The following is a 17,286-nucleotide window of genomic DNA, read 5'->3' on the forward strand; positions in this document are numbered from 1 at the left end:
CCCGCACGCCTTCAATCATCATAAAAATGATGATTATTTGTTGTTATTTCGTTAACTCCAACGGTGTAGAATTGATTCATCGATCGACATAGTCGGAGCTTACATGAATAACAAACGCCGCTCGGTTCCAGGAATCCGGCACTATGATGGTCCTGCCGGGGGATGGGGGGCGCTGAAAGCCACCGCCATCGCCGTTCGCACGCAGATGGACACTCTCGATGCCCCCGCGACCCTGCTTCGCACCAACCAGCCTGACGGATTTGACTGCCCCGGCTGCGCATGGCCCGACAAAGAGCATAAATCCACCTTCCAGTTCTGCGAAAACGGCGCCAAAGCCGTGACCTGGGAAGCCACCAGCAAACGCGTCACCCCGGCGTTTTTCGCCGAAAACACGGTGACTTCCCTGCTGGCAAAAAGCGATTTCGAACTCGAAGGCTATGGTCGTCTGACGCACCCGATGGAGTATCACCGGGAGAGCGACACCTTCCGCCCGGTCGAATGGGAACAGGCGTTTGCACGCATTGGCGAAATACTGCGCGAACTCCCGCCGGATGCGGTCGAGTTTTACACCTCCGGTCGCGCCTCCAACGAAGCGGCGTTCCTGTTTCAGCTATTTGCCCGCGAACTGGGCACCAATAATTTTCCTGATTGTTCCAATATGTGCCACGAAGCCACCAGCGTCGGTCTGCCGCGCTCCATTGGGATTGGCAAAGGAACCGTGTCGCTCGACGATTTTGATAACACTGAACTTGTGATTTCAATCGGCCATAACCCCGGCACTAACCACCCGCGAATGATGGGAACACTGCACGAGCTGGCCCGCCGCAAGGTGCCGATTATCGTGCTCAACCCGATGCGTGAGCGCGCGCTGGAGCGATTTGCCGATCCGCAAAGCGTGATGGAGATGGCGACCTACAGCTCCACCGATATCGCCTCGACCTATTTCCAGGTGAAAGCGGGCGGTGATGCTGCCGCGCTGAAAGGCATCGCAAAACATCTGCTGGCGTTTGAAAACGCGCTGGATACCGAGTTTATCGCCACGCACACCCAGGGCTTCGATGACTTTGCGGCGGATATCCAGGCGACAAGCTGGGCGTCGATTGAGCGCGAATCGGGCCTGTCGCGCCAGGACCTCCACCAGGTCGCAGAGGCCTATGCCAAATCCAACGCCACCATCATCACCTACGGCATGGGCATCACCCAGCACAACAAAGGCACCTCCAACGTGCGTCTGATTGCCGACCTGCTGCTGATGCGCGGCAATATTGGCAAACCCGGCGCGGGGATTTGCCCCCTGCGCGGCCACTCGAACGTTCAAGGAAACCGCACCGTCGGGATCTCCGAAAAACCGACGGCGGCGTTTCTCGGCAAAATTAACGAGGTGTTTGGCTTTACGCCGCCTGCGGCGCACGGCCACGACGCGGTACAAGCCACCGAAGCGATGATCAACGGCAGCGCGAGGGCGATGATTTGTCTCGGCGGGAATTTTGCCGTCGCCATGCCCGATCACGCGCGCGCCTTCCCGGCGATGCGCAGCCTCGATCTGAGCGTCCACGTCGGCACCAAGCTTAACCGCACGCATCTCCTGACGGCGAAACAAACCTGGCTGTTCCCCTGCCTTGGGCGCACGGAGCTGGATATGCAGCAAACGGGCCGCCAGTCCATCACGGTAGAAGATTCGATGTCGATGGTTCATGCCTCGTCCGGCAAGCTCAAACCCGCCTCGCCTGAGCTGCGCTCAGAGCCAGCGATTGTCGCCGGGCTGGCAAAAGCGACGTTGCCTCACACCCGCATCGACTGGACCACCCTGGTGTCGGATTACGATCTCATCCGCGATCTGATCGAAAAAACCATCCCCGGTTTTGACCAGTACAACCAGCGCATCCGTATTCCCGGTGGTTTTCGCATGCCGCTCCCGCCAACCGAACGCGTCTGGCCGACGTCCACGGGCAAAGCGATGTTCTCAGTATTTGAAGGTGTCGATGAGAACCAGCCGGGCGTCGGCGACAACGTGCTGAGGCTGGTAACGCTGCGCAGCCACGACCAGTACAACACCACCATCTACGCGCTCGATGACCGGTATCGCGGCGTGTTTGGCCGCCGCGATATTCTGTTTATGAACGAGGGCGATATGGCGCAGCTGGGTCTGGAACACGGCGATCGTGTGGATATTTCCACCGCGTTGCAGGGCAGCGTTCAGCAACTGGAAGACATCACCGTGGTCGCTTACAGCATTGCCTCCGGTACGGTCGGTGCTTATTATCCAGAGGCTAACGTACTGGTTCCACTCGATTATCTTGACAAAGACAGCGGAACACCGTCCTATAAATCCGTGCCCGTCCGGGTAACGCTGCGATCAAAAGAGATCCGCGCACTATAAACGAGACCTATTGATGTTGATAAAAACCAAAACGTTGCCAGGGAATGAGGCCAACGCCGAGTTTCGCGCGGGTATTACCGCCTGTCTGCCCACCATTCCGGGCTACTGGAGCATCGGTTTTGCTGCGGGAGCCATCGGTACACTCTCCGGCTTTACCACCCTGCAAACCGCCCTGCTGGCGAGCGCGCTGTACGCGGGTTCCGCCCAGTTCCTCTTTTATTCCCTGTGGGCCACCGGCGCGGAAATCGCCTCGGTGGTGCTGAGTGTGTTCCTGGTGAATCTGCGCTATCTGCTGATGAGTTCTGCCATGAGCGTGTTCTTTCGCGACTACACCACCCTGCAAAAAGTGGTCAGCGGCCTGCTGCTGACGGACGAAACCTTTGGCGTTGCGGTTCAACAGGGCAGCCATCAGAGCAAAGTGCCGTTTGCGTGGATGCTGGGGCTGAACGTGGCCGCGTGGCTGAACTGGATCCTCGCCTGCGTGGTGGGCGCCTGGCTCGCCTCCGCCCTGCCGCCGTCCCTGATGGAAGGGCTGAGTTTCAGCCTGGTATCGATGTTTATCGGGCTGGTGCTGATGATCTGGTTTGCCAGCCGCCGTAAAGCGCTGGAATCCTTCAGCATCGCCGCGGCAGTGGTGATCACGCTGCTGACCGCCAGCCACACGGACATGAGCGTGGTGGTCATCGTCGCCGCATCAGTTTCTGCGACGCTGGCAACCCTCGGGCTGCGCCTCTTCTATAAAGGTGGTCACTAATGGAGCGCAATATTTTACTGGCGATCGTCGCCTGCGCCGTCGTGACAGCCCTGATGCGCACCGTGCCGATTCTGCTGCTCTCACGCTTTCGTCTGGCGCCGATCCTGCAACAGTGGCTGAGCTTTATCCCCTCGGCGATCATGGCCGCGATCATCACCGCCGAGCTGCTAGGCAAACCGGCGCTGACCTCATCGGGGATCAGCATTTCTTTGCTGGCGGCAGCCGTTGCCGCGGTCGCGGGGATTTTCACCCGCAGCCTGTTCGCCACGGTCATCGCCGGGATGGTGGCGTTTTCCGGGCTGAGTTATCTGTTAGCCTGATTCCCTCTCAGAGCTGCGTAACCCCTGATTTCTCCGCCGCGTCGCGCCAGTCCAGCAACAGTGAATAGGGCTGGCGCGATACCTCACTGAATCCGCCGATCAGTACCGCCTCGCACACCTCGCGATACTCGGGCGCCGTCACCAGGGTTTTCAGCGCATCGCGCAGAAGGGAAAGCGTTTCTGCTGACGTGCTGCCCGCCGTAATCAGCGGCAGCCCCGGCGCAGCTGGCGTTTCACCCACCACGCTCAGCCCGTCCAGTAATTCGGGTTCATGACGCTGCAACAGCGCCCAGGTCACGCAGTCGATGGCGGCGATATCCGCCCGCCCTTCTGCCAGGGTAATCAGCGATTGCCGGTGGCTGCCGCTCAGAAGCGTTGCAGAGAAAAACCGTCCGTCGACCGCTAACGGCGCGATCAGGTTGCGCAGGGCGTTATAGCCCGACTGAGAGTCAACCGAATTGCACACCGCGCGCAGGCCGCGAAAATCAGCCAGCGTTTTGCCTCTGTTCGTGTCGCGTGCAACAAGAACACTGCGGTAGAAAATTCCGTCGCAGCCGGGCGCGGTGTAGTGAAAACAGCCCACCGTCTGCACCGCCGGGAGCTTGGTCATCAGCGGAAATCCGCAGGTCTGGCTGAGCAGCATCTCGGGGCTTCGCCAGTGTGCGAGCAACGCCTCTCCGGCCCCGTCGCTGACAGACAGACCGCGCGCCTGCAAAAGTCCCTGCACCGCCTGCCACAGCCGCGCATTGTCTCTGGGGTTCACGGCATACATCGGAAACGCGAGAGTGTTAGTCATCATTTTTCACGCCAGGATGGACGGTAACATCGACAGCTTTCGCCCAGAACCGGCGCAGCCATTCCCCGTAGCCGCGCACCACAAAATGCAGGTTGCGCTGCTGATACTGCGCTTTATCACGCAGATAGATCGCCCGCAGGCCGTACCAGGGCACGCCGGGAAGATCGTGATGCACTGCATGATAGTTCAGATTGAGAAACAGCACCCGCCACACCAGCGCAGCTTCATTGATAACAGACCTTGCCAGCGGGTCGTCCGCCGCCTGATGTTCCAGGAACGAACGCACTTTGGTCAGCGCCAGAGCGGGATAACTCACGCCGATCACAAACCAGAGCGCAGAGAAGCCGAGCTGTTCCATCACGATAAACAGGGGCACCAGCAGCGCGCCATGGGCAAGCCACATCGCCATATTCCTGAGTTCCAGATGGCGAAAGGCGCGACAGGCGCTGGCGAGCGTCTGGGCAATATCCAGAAGCGGGGCTAACAGCAGGCGACCGGGAAACGTATTGCGCGCGTGAATAAGTTTGCGGCGCCACGGGGAGAATTTCGCCCAGCTTTCGTCGGTGAAATAGTAGGATTCAGGATCGTCCACCGGCACGGTCAGATGATCATGATTATGGTGCGCCAGATGCGAATCGCGGTACAGCCCGTACGGGTACCACACGGCCAGCGGCAGCGTGCCAAGCAGTTGATTAAACCACGCGCAGCGCGTCGGGTGACCGTGGATCAGCTCATGCTGCAGGGACATATACCAGGCGGTAAACCAGATCAGCAGCAGCGTAGCAGGAAGGCGCCCCAGCGTTTGCCAGTAAAACAGCGTGGCAAACCAGCCGCCGTAAACCACAACCACCAAGCTCCAGGTGGGGAATTCGCTGCGCCAGAGCCAGCTCCGGGAGAGGTGGCGAATCGTCTCGCGTTGTTGAGGATGTAAATATAAAGGCGACCGTTTAGCCATCTGTTTCGATGCCATTTCCGTAATAGGACGTTATCCCACGAAGATGTGAGATAACGTCGGAAATAACAAAGAATTTAAATGGCTATGCTTTGCCAGAAATAGATAACAGTGCGCCGTGTATTATTCTTTCACGCGGGCGCGTTTACCGCGTTCTTCTTGCTGGCTGTCGTCACTTGCCACCAGCGCGAAATTAAAGCTCACTTCCGTATGGGGGCCGTTAATATCACGCGCTTGCGACAGTTTGCTGTCGGTAATTTTAACCGGGTCGGCAATCAGTTCCTCGCGGGTGGCAAAGGCAAAATCGTCCCACAAATATTGATCGCCATTGAGGTTAATCTGGGTCGTCAGATGTTTAAAGCCGGGCGCAGAGACAAAGAAATGGATGTGAGCCGGACGATTACCGTGACGCCCCAGTCCGTTCAGCAGTTTTTGCGTGGGGCCATCCGGCGGGCAACCGTAGCCGCAAGGGACGATACTGCGCACCGCATAGCGGCCATCCGGCCCGGTCTGCACGCGGCGGCGCAGGTTGTATTCGCTCTGGGAAGCATCAAAGAATGAGTAGCCGCCGAGGGTGTTGGCGTGCCAGATATCGACGATGGCATCGGCCACCGGTTTCCCCTCCAGATCGGTGATGGTGCCGTGCAGCCACAGGGTTTCCGCGTCCTCACTGCCGTCATCCATGCGGGCATAGCCCTCGCTGAGCGGCGCGTTCGCCACATACAGCGGCCCTTCGATGGTGCGCGGGGTGCCGACGTCATTCCCCGCCGCCGCCTCTTTTTCGTCTGCGCGCATATCGAGGTAGTGCTCCAGCCCTAACCCTGCCGCCAGCAGCGCCGCCTCTTTTCGCTCGCCCAGCTCATTTAAATAGTTCACCGCCAGCCAGAACTCTTCGTCGGTAATATCAAACTTTTTAATGGTCAGACACAGATCGCCGAGCAGCTGATGCATAATCGCTTTAAAACGCGGGTTGCCCTGCGTGGCATTTAATCCGCTGCTGATCGCGAGTAACGTTTCCAGTTCTGTTTGTTTTGCCGGATTCACTGACATTGCGTATTCCTCTTGTAGGGTAAGGTTTTTATTCGCTGTTACGACTTTTCAAAATAAATAGACGACGGATGAGCGCACAACGCCTGCACGGTTATCTCCATATAAGGAAAAAGCGGCAGGCCGGTTAATATGTCGTGCAGCTCCTGATTATCTTTCACCTCAAACAGACTGACGTTGGCGTATTGCCCGACCACCCGCCAGATATGCAGCCATTTGCCTTCGCGCTGTAATTGCTGCGAATAGGCTTTTTCTTGCGCCTTTATTTCCTCCACCTGTGCGACAGGCAGCGAGGAGGGAATATTCACCGTCATTTCCACTTTAAATAGCATGAGAGGCTCCTTTATTTTCTGGCGTAATAACGCAGTTTGTCTTCGTCAATCTCAACGCCCAGTCCCGGCCCTTGCGGTAAAGTCACCTGGCCGTCGCTGAAATCGAGGGGGGATACGACGATGTCATCTTTCAGCAGCAGCGGGCCGAACATTTCGGTGCCCCACTGCATTTTCACCGTCGACCAGGCGTGCAGCGACGCCACCGTGCCTAGCGTACCTTCCAGCATCGTGCCGCCGTACAGCGCAACGCCTGCGGCCTGCGCCACGTGCGCCAGCCTCAGGGCCTGTGCCGGGCCGCCCGCTTTGGCGATTTTGAGCGCATACGCGCCGGTAAACCCGCCGCTCGCCAGGGCATATCCGTCATGAGCGGTGGCCACCGCCTCGTCCGCCAGAATCGGCAGGGTAAAGCGCTGGCTCAAGGCGATCAGGCCGCGGGTATCCCACAACGGAATTGGCTGCTCGACCAGGTCGATGCCGCCCACCTGTAACCGCACCATCCCCTTGATCGCGCTCGTCAGATCCCACGCCTGATTCACATCCACCCGAATGCTGACCTCTTCGCCCAGCGCCGACTTAATCGCCAGCGCGTGGCGAATATCGTTGTTCAGCTCGCCCGCACCGATTTTCAGTTTGAAGGTGTTGTGCCGCCCTTGCGCCAGCAGGCTTTTGCCTTCCTCGATATCCCTGGCGGTATCGCCGCTCGCCAGCGTCCAGAGCACCAGCAGACGGGAGGTGAGTGCGCCGCCGAGCAGGCTGCTGACGGGCACATTCAGCTGTTTTCCCTGCGCATCGAGAAACGCGGTTTCCAGCGCCGATTTGGCAAAGGTGTTGCCTTTGACGCTGGCGTTCATCTTCTCCGCAAGGGCCGCCACGCCGCTGAATGTCTGGCCACTCAGCAGCGGCGCGAGATAGGTCTCAATCGCCGAGCGGATCCCTTCCGGGCTTTCCGCACCGTAGCTCAGCCCGCCGATAGTGGTGGCCTCCCCCCAGCCAACCACGCCCTCGGCGCAGGTCATGCGCACAATGGTCAGGGTCTGGCAGCCCATGGTCGCCATCGACAGTTTGTGCGGGCGAATAGTCGGAATATCCACTAGCCAGCAGGTGATGGATTCAATGGTTAAGCTCATGTGCGGCTCCTGCGGTGAGAAAAGTGGTCACATGCTGGTTAAACGCCGCCACGCAGGCCACGTTCGAGAGGTGCGACGCCGGTAAAATGAGGGCGTGCGCATGTGGCGCATTCACCACGATGGCCTCGGCGTCACGGGGCGTAGTGACCGGATCGTGCTCCCCGGCAATCACCAGCATCGGACGGGACATGTGCGTAAGGTCATCGTGCAGATCGGCGACGGCCAGCGCGTCGCAGCAGGCGGCGTAGCCCTCGGCCGGGGTCGCGGCGAGCTGTTCGATCAGCGGATAAACCACCTCCGGATTGCTGTGGCGAAACGCAGGTGTAAACCAGCGGTCGGCTGCGCTCTCGGCGACGGGGGCCATCCCCTGCTCGCGCACCCGTGCCGCGCGCTGCCGCCAGCCCTCCTCCTGCCCAATCCGCGCGGCGGTATTGGCGACCACAATCCGATGAAAACGCTCTGGCGCGTGGCGGTTGAGCCACATCCCGGTCAGGCCGCCGAGGGAAATCCCACAAAAACAGGCCCGCTCCACGTCGAGGTGATCCAGCAGCGCAATCACATCCTGTCCGAGTCGCTCAAGGGTGACGGGCTGCTGCCCGACGGCTGAGCACCCGTGTCCGCGCGTGTTGTAGCGCAGCACGCGATAATACTGCGTCAGCGCCGGGAGTTGTGCCTGCCACATCGCCCAGGTGGTGCCGAGAGAGTTCGACAGCACCAGCAGCGGCGCGCCCTCAGGGCCATCAAGGCGGAATTCGATATCCATGTGTTCTCCTTTACGCCGTGGCGTCGTCGGTCAGCAGCGCAAAGGACAGCGCTACCGGCGTGACAGACTGCAAATACTCAGCGGTCACATCGCCAAACAGTTCGCGCACCACCACACCTTCGGGAGTGATATCCATCACCGCCATATCGGTGTAAATGCGATCGATGCAGGCCATCCCGGTCAGGGGATAGCTGCACTGTTCGACGATTTTGCACTCGCCTTTTTTGGTCAGATGTTCGGTCATGACGAACACCTGCTTCGCGCCAATCGCCAGATCCATCGCCCCGCCGACGGCAGGAATGGAGGACGGCGCGCCGGTGCTCCAGTTGGCGAGGTCCCCGCGCGCCGACACCTGATAAGCCCCGAGCACGCAAATATCCAGGTGCCCACCGCGCATCATGGTGAAGGAGTCGCCGTGGTGGAAATAGCAGCCGCCCGCCAGCAGCGTCACCGGCTGTTTTCCGGCGTTGATCAGCTCCGGGTCCTCCTCTCCCGGCGCAGGCGCCGGCCCCATGCCGAGAATGCCGTTTTCGCTGTGCAGGAAAATCTCGCGATCCGCCGGAAGATAGTTAGCAATCTGCGTCGGCATGCCGATGCCGAGATTCACATAAGCCCCCTCGGGAATATCCCGGGCGATGCGCTCGGCAAGCTGTTGGTGAGTCAATGTGTTCACGCTGTCTCCTTGAGTGACGTGGCGGACGCGTTAATCAGGCGCTGCACAAAAATGCCCGGCGTCACCACCGCTTCCGGGTCCAGTTCGCCGAGGGCCACAAACTCGCTCACCTGCGCGATGGTGCAGCGGGCGGCGGCGGCCATAATGGGGCCGAAATTGCGGCCAGTTTTGTCGTACACCAGGTTGCCCCAGCGGTCGGCTTTCAGGGCTTTGATCAGCGCAAAATCGGCTTTGAGCGGCAGTTCAAACACGTAATCTCTGCCGTCGATGCGACGCGTCTCTTTGCCTTCGGCAAGCTCGGTGCCAAAGCCAGTGGGCGTAAAAATACCGCCTAACCCTGAGCCGCCCGCCTGAATGCGCGCCGCGAGATTGCCCTGTGGCACCAGATCCAGCTCAACCTCGCCGCGACGATACAAATCGTCAAACACCCATGAATCCACCTGGCGCGGGAAGGAGCAGATCACCTTCTTCACGCATCCGGCTTTCAGCAGCGCCGCCAGGCCGTAGTCACCGTTACCGGCGTTGTTGCTGATGAGGGTCAGTCCGCGCGGGCGACGGCGGATTAACGCATCCAACAGTTCCGACGGCTGCCCCGCCGGGCCAAAACCCCCGACCATGACCGTCGCGCCATCAAAAATATCCGCCACTGCGTCATCCACCGTGGCAATCCGTTTATCAATCATTCCTGAGCCTCTTTGTTGTTACCGGGCAGGCTGCGCAGGGCAATCCACGCCAGTAGCGCGTAAACCACCAGCAGCAGGGAGACGGGCCACGAGGCGTTGAACTCCATCAGCAACGCCACCGCCAGCATCGGTCCCAGACCGCCGGAAAATATCGATCCCACTTCGTGCCCCAGCGCCAGGCCGGAGTAGCGCACCCGCACCGGGAAGAGATCGCTCATGATGCAGGGCTGAGTGCCGATCATCGCCCCGTGGCAGAACGGCAGTCCGAGCAGCATCGCCAGCATGATCCAGCCGTACGTGCCGGTGGAGAGTAGCCAGAAGAACGGGAACGCCATCACCAGCAGGCCAATTACGCCGATGTAGTAGACCGGCTTGAGACCGATGCGGTCTGACAGCGCGCCCCAGAACAGAATCGAGAAGAACTCCACCAGCATCGCCAGTGTTACGGCGCTGATGATCTCCCCGGTGCTGATGCCGATATGGCGGGCGTAGACCACCGAGAAGGTAAAGAAGATGTAGGACGCGCCGTTCTCCGGCAGGCGCAGAGCAATCGCCTGCAGCAGCGCTTTCGGGTGGTCGCGAATCAGCACCAGCAGCGGAATTTTTTCGTGCTGCGCTTCCGGCTTCGCCTGGGTAAACGCCTTGCTCTCGCGGATGTTTTTGCGGATATAAACGCCGACTAAAAAGATGACGATGCTCAACAGGAACGGCACGCGCCATCCCCAGCGCATAAAGTCCGATTCAGGCAGTTGCTGCACCAGGTAAAAGGCGAACGCCGAGAGAACGAACCCACCGGAAACGCCCATCTGGCTCCAGGCGGTGTAGTACCCACGACGCGAAGCGGGCGCGTTTTCGCTCAGCATCAGCACGCCGCCGCCCCACTCCCCGCCCGACGCCACGCCCTGCAGGAAGCGCAGGGTGATGAGCGACAGCGGTGCCCAAAGACCAATCTGCGCGTAGACCGGCAGCAGACCGATCACAAAGGTGGTGGCGCCCATTAGCGTCAGGGTCATGATCAGCGTCATTTTGCGGCTGTAGCGATCGCCGATATGCCCGAAGACTATCCCGCCCAGCGGCCGCGCCAGAAAACCCACTGCGAAACCAGAAAAAGCCAGTAGCGTGCCCTGAAGCGGATCGCCGCCGACCGGGAAGAACAGCGGGCCAAACACCAGCGCCGCCGCCGTGCCATACAGAAAAAAGTCATACCACTCGAGCGCATTCCCCAGCACCGAGGCCACAACCAGTTTGCGCATCTGCTGCGCGTCCTGGCTGCCGGTGGCGGTGGTAGCGGTACTTTCAGTGACGACATTACTCATGACGCGCGTCCCCTCTTGTTATGGTGGGCTTACGCCTGCACATCGCCACCGACGGTGTGATAGCGGCGGTTGAAGTAGACCAGCCCGCGCGGCTGCTCGCTGATGCGAATCGCCTGCACCTGGCAGTAGAAAACGCTGTGGCTGCCCACTTCGTGACAGGTGTCGATGGTGCAGTCGAAGCTGGCGACGGACGAGCTGAGCACCGGCGCGCCGCTGCTCATCACCTGCCAGCTGTCGTGCAGAAAGCGCTCCTCCGATCGCAGACTGGCGTTGGCGAAAACGCCGGACAGCCCCTGGTGATCGCCGGAAAGCACGTTGACGCACAGGGTGCCGTTCTGTTTGAAATGCTGATGGGCGTAAGAGTTGCGGTTCATACACACCAGAAGCGTCGGCGGCTGATCCGTCACGCTACAGACCGCCGACGCGGTAAAACCAAATTTCCCCGCCGGGCCGTCGGTGGTGATCACCGAGACTGCGCTGCCGAGCTGCGCCATCGCGTTACGAAATTCTGTTTGCAGTGTCATAAGTGATTCCTTACAAATCGATAACTAAACGGGGGCATTTCGCCCTGGAACAGCACAGCAGGATCTGATCGCCCTCGGCTTTCTCTTCGTCGGTCAGGTAGTGGTCGCGATGATCCGGCTCGCCTTCCAGCACGTCCGTCAGGCAGCTGCCGCAAATCCCCTGCTTGCACGACACATTGACCTTCAGCCCGGCCCCGGCCAGCGCCTCGACGATGGTCTGGTTTTCCAGCACTTTGACGGTGATCCCGCTGCTTGCCGCCACCACCTCAAACGCGCTGCCGCCGGTCTGGACCTCGGCGCTGAAACACTCCTGATGAATTTGATCAGCGCAGTACCCCTGCGCGTTAGCCTGATCGGTCACCGCATCCATCAGCCGCGTCGGACCGCAGGTGTAAACGTGAGTGTTGTCAGGGACGTCGCACAACACCGCCGCCAGATCCAGGCGCTGCTCATCGCTAAAGTGCAGATGCACTCGCCCGGCGAACGGTGCGTTTTCCAGCTGCGGAATAAACGCCGCCTGTGAACGCGAACGGGCGCAGTAGTGCAGCGAAAACGCGCGTCCGGCGGCGTGCAGCTCTGCGGCCATCGCCAGCATGGGCGTGATACCAATTCCGCCGCCGATCAGCAGGCTGTATGCCGCGCTGTCGTCCAGCACAAACAGGTTGCGCGGCTCGCTGACCTGAATTTCATCGCCTTCGCACAGGGCATGCACCGCCCTCGATCCGCCCTGCGAGTGGATCTCCTTCAGCACGCCGAGCTGGTAGTGCTGGCTGTTTTGCGGGTCGCTGCACAGGGAGTACGGGCGAATCAAATCGGCGCTCAGGTGCAGGTCGATATGGGCACCTGCGCGAAACGCCGGAAGCGGGCTTCCATCCCTGCGCGCCAGGGTCAGCAGAACTACCTCGCCCTGCAGTTCACGTTGGATGACCTGTAATGTCAGCATGAGAACTCCTTAGCGCATAAACAGGCCGCCGTTGATGTCCCAGGTGGCCCCGGTGACAAACGACGCCTCCGGTGAAGCGAGCAACGCCACGGCTTCGGCAACAAACTCCGCCTCGCCGAGTTTCCCGACCGGGATCATCTGCAGCAGCCCGGCCATTTTTTCTTCCGGTACCAGGGCGTGCACCGTCGGCAGATCCATCGGACCGGGCGCAATAGCATTGACCGTCACGCCCGAGCGGCTCAGCTCGCGGGCGAAGACTTTCGTGAGGGTCAAAATGCCGCCCTTTGACGCCGCGTAATGGGCGCCGGATGCGGTACCGCCGTTTTGTCCGGCGAGGGAGGCCAGGTTGATAATGCGGCCGTAGCCCTGGGCGGCGAAGTAGCGTCCCATCGTCTGGCAGCCGACAAAGGTGCCGCGCAGGTTAGTGCTGAGCACCCGGTCGAACTCGTCGACGCCGATCTCCATCACCGGCGTGGCGAGGGTCAGCGCGGCGTTGTTCACCAGCACCTGTAAGCTGCCAAAACGGGCGAGCGTGGCATCGAGGGCACGGGTGAAGTCGCCCGGCTGGCGGATATCCAGCCCCAGCGCGAGCACCTTGTCGTGGTCCAGAGCGTCCGCCGCCTGTTGCGCACGCGCGGCGTCGACGTCCGTCAGCACCACCTGGAACCCCTGCGCCAGCAGGTGCGCCGCGATAACATTTCCCAGACCGGCTGCCGCGCCGGTCACTAATACGGTTTGCGTCATGAGCGATGCCTCAGAGGATGTAGCCGATGCTGTGCAGCACATCGTCGCTGTTGACCAGACGGATCACCTTTTGCTGGATGCGCAGGCGGTCGCCTTCGCGCTGCAGCTGCCAGGTGATATCCGCCGCGTAATGGCGGCTGTGACCTTTGCGGTGTTCCCACAGGGATTGCGCTCCGCGCACCACGATCAGGCCGTCCTGTGATTCCAGCAGACGAAAACGCGACAACGTGCGCAGAGTACGTGCGCGCGGCGTGGTCGAAATCGACTCCCCGCTGTAGAGACGGTGAACGCGTTTTTCGCGCATGTGGTGATCGTCACAGGCGTAGTTCAGGGTGTTTTTGAAATCCGTCTCGTTCGGATCGATCGGGACGACGTAGAGACCGTCGTGCTGCCACAGATCCAGCCAGGCGCTGAATTCGCCCTGATCGAGCAAGTCGCCCTCAAGGTTAATCAGCGTCACGGCGGCAAAGAGTTCAGATTCTGGGGTCATCATTTTTCGCTCTCCGTCATCAGTTTTTTCCACTGCTGGTAGGCGGCGCGCATCCCGGTTTCGGCGCTGACGTCGCTGCGCAGTCCGTCGTCGGTGCGGTACTCTCCCGCCAGCCCGCGATTGAGCATGATCCAAAGATCATCCCCCGCCGTTGCCCCGCGCTGTACGCGCTCCCAGGCCTCCGAGTCGTCCGGCGTGCCGAAGCCCATCGGCCCCTGGAAGTGTTCGTGCAGACGCAGACGCGCCTGGTTGGCAATTTCCGGCCCGCCGTCCATGGTGATCACCGCGTGGTGGATTTCCGTTTCATTCACGGAAATCGGCTGGAGTACGCGGAAAAACGCCATCGAACAGGCGATGTTGGGGAAGATATTCAGGTTAAAACCGGAGCCGCCGACGGCGCGCACGATACGGCGCACCTGCTGTTCGTCGTGGTCGGCACGCAGGGCCTCTGCCAGCGCCTCAAAGCGCTCCGGGATCGGCGCGTCGAGGTTGGCGTCGAGATCCACCAGTTCCGGGATCATCACCATTACGCTGTGGCCGTTGCCCAGGTCTTCGACGTAGCCGCTGCCGTCAACGAAATTCAGCATCTCTTCCGTCTGCTTATCCACGGAGCTGAGGAACGAGCGGTGAACCACCGGGAAGTGGTAGCCGTCGGTGGTGTTTTCCAGCTGGATTTTCCAGTTGCCGGGGAAGCGGAAACGGTGGGCTGGCCCGGTTTTAATCGGGTAGCCCGCCCCCTGCTTCATAAACAGGTCCATCCATTTTTTCGCCGCGCCGAGGAACTCTTCCAGCGGTTCGACCTGATCGTTAAAGGTGGCGAAAATCATCCCCGCGTACTGTTCCGTGCGCAGGGAAATCAGCCCCAGCTCGCCTTTTTCCAGCTGGTCGGCGTAGCTTTCCGGATGCGGCACGCCGCGCAGGCTGCCGTCCAGCGCGTAGCCCCAGCCGTGGTACGGGCAGACGAAACTGTTGGTTTTGCCGCTGCGGTGTTCGCACACGGTCGCCGCGCGGTGGCGGCAGCGGTTAAGCAGCGTGTGAACGTTACCTTTGCGGTCGCGCACCACGATCACCGGCTGGGTGCCTAGCTCAGTGGTTTTAAAGCTCCCGGTTTCCGGGATTTCACTGGCGTGCGCCACCCATACCCAGGTCTTGCTGAAGATGCGATCCAGTTCGAGCTGGAACAGATCGGCCGAGGTGTAGAGCGACGTGTGTACGCGGTCGGACTGCACCAGCGCCGCTATCTCTGCCGCGTCCGGTATCGCCTGCGGCGAAGTGTCGATATTTTTGATGGTTATCAGGTGATCACATTGCATGTCTATTTCTCCTGCACGTCGTTATTTTTCTCAGGGACAGGTAACGCATCCGCCGCATGCCAGTGGTCCACCGGTCGGCTGAACAGGTTGCGGGTGGTGAAGTGGCGCATCGCGATGCCGTTCGCGTCGCGCGCAAAAGTGACGCAGATTTCCGCCGCGTTCAGGTGCGCGCCACCGGCGGTAAACGCCGAGGTTTGCAGCATCAGCCAGCGCCCCCGCAGTTCGCCGTCCGGCGTGTGGCTTAGCGCCTCCGAGCAGAGAAAGTGCGCGTTCATGGCGAAGTGTGCGGGTTGTCGCACGTAGCTCGCCATCAGGGTGATAATCGCTTCGCGGCCCTGATGTTTACCGAGCCGCGAGGCGTAGGGTTCGCCCAGTCCTTCCCAGCAGGCGTCGGCGGTAAAGAGCGCGCCAATCGCCTGCACGGTTTCAGGGCTGTCAAGCTGGTCGCACAGTCGCATGTAATCGCTGATACACACGCGGGCCGCCTGGCTGTCTTCGAGCTGCTGTAAGCGCAGCGCATCCTGTGCGTTCATGGTCTTAGCCCTGAATAATCAGTTCACGGCCCACGCGGGCTTCGATTTTGCAGTACTTCCACAGCTTGCTGCCGCCCTCACCCACCGGCGTGGTACGAAACAGGTTGCAGACCGCCGCCACGTTTTCCAGTTTCTCCGCGTCTGCCAGCACGTAGGTGGTCCAGGGGGCGGTAGTGGACGGGCCGACCATCAGCTGGTCGTCATCCATATTGCCGATGACGCGGATGCCCTGGGTCTCTTCGATCCCTTTCATCATCACGCCGAAGGCGCCCCACACCTGTTTGGCTTCCGCCGGGCTGGCGTCGAAAAAGTTCTGGTTTACGCCGATGCAAAACAGCACGCGTAAGGTTGTTGACTGGCTCATCTGTTGCTCCTTTCGTTAAAAATCACAAATAACCGGGCAGCGGTTTTCCGCCGAAAAAGACCGTACCGGCGTTCAGGTACGAGAGATCGCCCATAAAGGCGTGCTGGGTGATCACCATGGTGTCGCGCACAAAACGTTGCAGCGGGCTGGCCATGGTGACGCCGCACATGCCGTTCAGCGCCAGCGCCTGACGCGCCACGTCGGCAGCCACGCGGGTGACGTGAGTGGAAGAGAGTCGCAGGGCGTTGATCTGCGCGCAGCTCGCCTCGTTTCCGGCCAGCAGACACTGCCAGACGTCGTCGATGGCCTCATAGAACCAGGCGCGGGCGGAGCGCAGTTCGGCTTCGCAGCGGGCAATTTGCATCTGCGCCTGCTGGCGATCGGCCAGACGCGGTGCGCCGGTGACAGACTGTTGACGATGGGCGATCGCGTAGATTTCGTTGAGCGCCGCGCGGGCCACGCCGAGTGCCACCACGGAGAGCACCTGGGTCGCCAGTGACAGCACCGGGTAACGGTACAGCGGCCCGTCGAAATTCAGTGCGCCGCCGCGAATGAAGGTCCACTCCTCCGGGACAAAGGCATCGTTAACCACCAGATCGTGGCTGCCGGTTCCGGCAAGGCCGACGGTGTCCCAGACGGGATCGATCTGCACGCTCGCCCGTGGCAGAACCGCCATGCGCGGCAGGGCCTGATCGCCCTCGGGCAAGATCCCGACGCCGAGCACCGAGGCCCCCATGCTGCCGCTGGCAAAACTCCAGCGTCCGCTAACGCGGTAGCCGCCGTCGGCCTGCCGTGCTTTTTGCGTCGGGAAAATCCCGCCCGCAAAGACCACATCCGGCCCGTCGCGATAGAGTTCCTTTAGGTTTTCCGGCGGCAGTGCGCCGAGATAAAACGGGCTCATGCCGAAACTGGCTACCCAGCCTGCCGAGCCGTCGGCGGTGGAGATTTGCTCAATCAGCTCGCAAAACTGCGCCGGGGAGCATTCGTCTCCGCCGTACTGTTTTGGCACCAGGGCGCGGTAGACGCCCACCTGCTTGAAGCGGGTAATGATGTCGTCAGAGATATGACGTTGATGCTCAAAATCGCCGCTGCGAGTCGCAACATCACTCAATAGCGGAACAAGCTCCTCACGAACATGGATGGCAGACATAGCGTGCTCCGAAAAGGGTTGTGCGGTGTGCGCGAGGCGAGCGCGTCCGCAATGAGTCGAACTCACTGAGTCATCAGGCAAA

20 protein-coding genes are annotated in these 17,286 nt (G+C 60.7%); 3 read left to right on the forward strand and 17 right to left on the reverse strand.

The genetic code is table 11. The features are described from left to right. The first annotated feature begins 103 nt into the window (after window positions 1-103). From ACB496_RS12215 to ACB496_RS12225, 3 genes are read left to right on the forward strand one after another with little or no spacing between them, the layout of a single operon-like run. Window positions 104-2,380: an FdhF/YdeP family oxidoreductase gene (locus ACB496_RS12215; protein WP_371972674.1), complete on the forward strand. Its 2,277-nt coding sequence runs from the start codon at window positions 104-106 to the stop codon at window positions 2,378-2,380. A 13-nt stretch (window positions 2,381-2,393) separates the two neighbouring features. Continuing rightward, window positions 2,394-3,134, forward strand: coding sequence for an AzlC family ABC transporter permease (locus tag ACB496_RS12220; protein WP_371972675.1), 741 nt, complete (start codon window positions 2,394-2,396; stop codon window positions 3,132-3,134). Then, entirely contained in the window at window positions 3,134-3,454 is a 321-nt protein-coding gene (locus ACB496_RS12225) for an AzlD domain-containing protein (protein ID WP_100779875.1), read from the forward strand. The genes ACB496_RS12220 and ACB496_RS12225 overlap by 1 nt, the downstream gene beginning before the upstream one ends. A gap of 7 nt (window positions 3,455-3,461) precedes the next feature. On the opposite strand, the gene ACB496_RS12230 is transcribed toward ACB496_RS12225, so the two are convergent. The 17 genes from ACB496_RS12230 to ACB496_RS12310 form a co-directional block, all read right to left on the reverse strand. Beyond that, window positions 3,462-4,250, reverse strand: coding sequence for a phosphate/phosphite/phosphonate ABC transporter substrate-binding protein (locus ACB496_RS12230; RefSeq protein ID WP_371975231.1), 789 nt, complete (start codon window positions 4,248-4,250; stop codon window positions 3,462-3,464). Beyond that, on the reverse strand, window positions 4,243-5,205 hold the full coding sequence (locus ACB496_RS12235; protein WP_371975232.1) for a fatty acid desaturase: 963 nt from the start codon (window positions 5,203-5,205) through the stop codon (window positions 4,243-4,245). The genes ACB496_RS12230 and ACB496_RS12235 overlap by 8 nt, the downstream gene beginning before the upstream one ends. Before the next feature lie 120 nt (window positions 5,206-5,325). Further along, window positions 5,326-6,252 carry a catechol 1,2-dioxygenase gene (gene catA, locus ACB496_RS12240; RefSeq protein WP_123427664.1) on the reverse strand — a complete coding sequence of 309 codons (927 nt, stop codon included), beginning with the start codon at window positions 6,250-6,252 and terminating at the stop codon, window positions 5,326-5,328. A 38-nt stretch (window positions 6,253-6,290) separates the two neighbouring features. After that, complete coding sequence (gene catC, locus ACB496_RS12245; RefSeq protein WP_123427662.1) at window positions 6,291-6,581, reverse strand: muconolactone Delta-isomerase; 291 nt, start codon at window positions 6,579-6,581, stop codon at window positions 6,291-6,293. An 11-nt stretch (window positions 6,582-6,592) separates the two neighbouring features. Further along, window positions 6,593-7,708, reverse strand: coding sequence for a muconate/chloromuconate family cycloisomerase (locus ACB496_RS12250; protein WP_371972676.1), 1,116 nt, complete (start codon window positions 7,706-7,708; stop codon window positions 6,593-6,595). Further along, entirely contained in the window at window positions 7,692-8,471 is a 780-nt protein-coding gene (gene pcaD / locus ACB496_RS12255; protein WP_371972677.1) for a 3-oxoadipate enol-lactonase, read from the reverse strand. Before pcaD ends, ACB496_RS12250 begins: the two co-directional genes overlap by 17 nt. Before the next feature lie 10 nt (window positions 8,472-8,481). Then, window positions 8,482-9,144, reverse strand: a complete 663-nt coding sequence (locus ACB496_RS12260; RefSeq protein ID WP_102103932.1) for a 3-oxoacid CoA-transferase subunit B — start codon at window positions 9,142-9,144, stop codon at window positions 8,482-8,484. After that, a complete protein-coding gene (locus tag ACB496_RS12265) occupies window positions 9,141-9,827 on the reverse strand; it encodes a 3-oxoacid CoA-transferase subunit A (RefSeq protein WP_371972678.1) in 687 nt (228 codons plus the stop codon). Before ACB496_RS12265 ends, ACB496_RS12260 begins: the two co-directional genes overlap by 4 nt. Continuing rightward, window positions 9,824-11,080, reverse strand: coding sequence for an MFS transporter (locus tag ACB496_RS12270; protein ID WP_164971771.1), 1,257 nt, complete (start codon window positions 11,078-11,080; stop codon window positions 9,824-9,826). The genes ACB496_RS12265 and ACB496_RS12270 overlap by 4 nt, the downstream gene beginning before the upstream one ends. A 92-nt stretch (window positions 11,081-11,172) precedes the next feature. Then, window positions 11,173-11,667: a flavin reductase gene (locus ACB496_RS12275; RefSeq protein WP_100779866.1), complete on the reverse strand. Its 495-nt coding sequence runs from the start codon at window positions 11,665-11,667 to the stop codon at window positions 11,173-11,175. A gap of 10 nt (window positions 11,668-11,677) precedes the next feature. Continuing rightward, window positions 11,678-12,610 carry a 2Fe-2S iron-sulfur cluster-binding protein gene (locus ACB496_RS12280; RefSeq protein WP_371972679.1) on the reverse strand — a complete coding sequence of 311 codons (933 nt, stop codon included), beginning with the start codon at window positions 12,608-12,610 and terminating at the stop codon, window positions 11,678-11,680. A 9-nt stretch (window positions 12,611-12,619) separates the two neighbouring features. Next, a complete protein-coding gene (locus ACB496_RS12285) occupies window positions 12,620-13,354 on the reverse strand; it encodes an SDR family NAD(P)-dependent oxidoreductase (protein WP_371972680.1) in 735 nt (244 codons plus the stop codon). A 10-nt stretch (window positions 13,355-13,364) separates the two neighbouring features. Beyond that, the gene (locus ACB496_RS12290; protein ID WP_100780863.1) at window positions 13,365-13,844 is read right to left on the reverse strand and encodes an aromatic-ring-hydroxylating dioxygenase subunit beta; all 480 of its coding nucleotides are present in this window, start codon (window positions 13,842-13,844) and stop codon (window positions 13,365-13,367) included. Further along, the gene (locus tag ACB496_RS12295; RefSeq protein ID WP_371972681.1) at window positions 13,844-15,157 is read right to left on the reverse strand and encodes a Rieske 2Fe-2S domain-containing protein; all 1,314 of its coding nucleotides are present in this window, start codon (window positions 15,155-15,157) and stop codon (window positions 13,844-13,846) included. Before ACB496_RS12295 ends, ACB496_RS12290 begins: the two co-directional genes overlap by 1 nt. 2 nt (window positions 15,158-15,159) lie before the next feature. After that, window positions 15,160-15,690, reverse strand: coding sequence for a nuclear transport factor 2 family protein (locus tag ACB496_RS12300; RefSeq protein WP_371972682.1), 531 nt, complete (start codon window positions 15,688-15,690; stop codon window positions 15,160-15,162). A 4-nt stretch (window positions 15,691-15,694) separates the two neighbouring features. Continuing rightward, on the reverse strand, window positions 15,695-16,054 hold the full coding sequence (locus tag ACB496_RS12305) for an IacB protein (protein ID WP_102103938.1): 360 nt from the start codon (window positions 16,052-16,054) through the stop codon (window positions 15,695-15,697). Window positions 16,055-16,076: 22 nt separating this feature from the next. After that, a complete protein-coding gene (locus tag ACB496_RS12310; RefSeq protein ID WP_371972683.1) occupies window positions 16,077-17,204 on the reverse strand; it encodes an acyl-CoA dehydrogenase family protein in 1,128 nt (375 codons plus the stop codon). Window positions 17,205-17,286 lie beyond the last annotated feature (82 nt).

It is taken from the genome of Lelliottia nimipressuralis (genome assembly GCF_041464075.1).
GTDB lineage: Bacteria > Pseudomonadota > Gammaproteobacteria > Enterobacterales > Enterobacteriaceae > Enterobacter > Enterobacter nimipressuralis.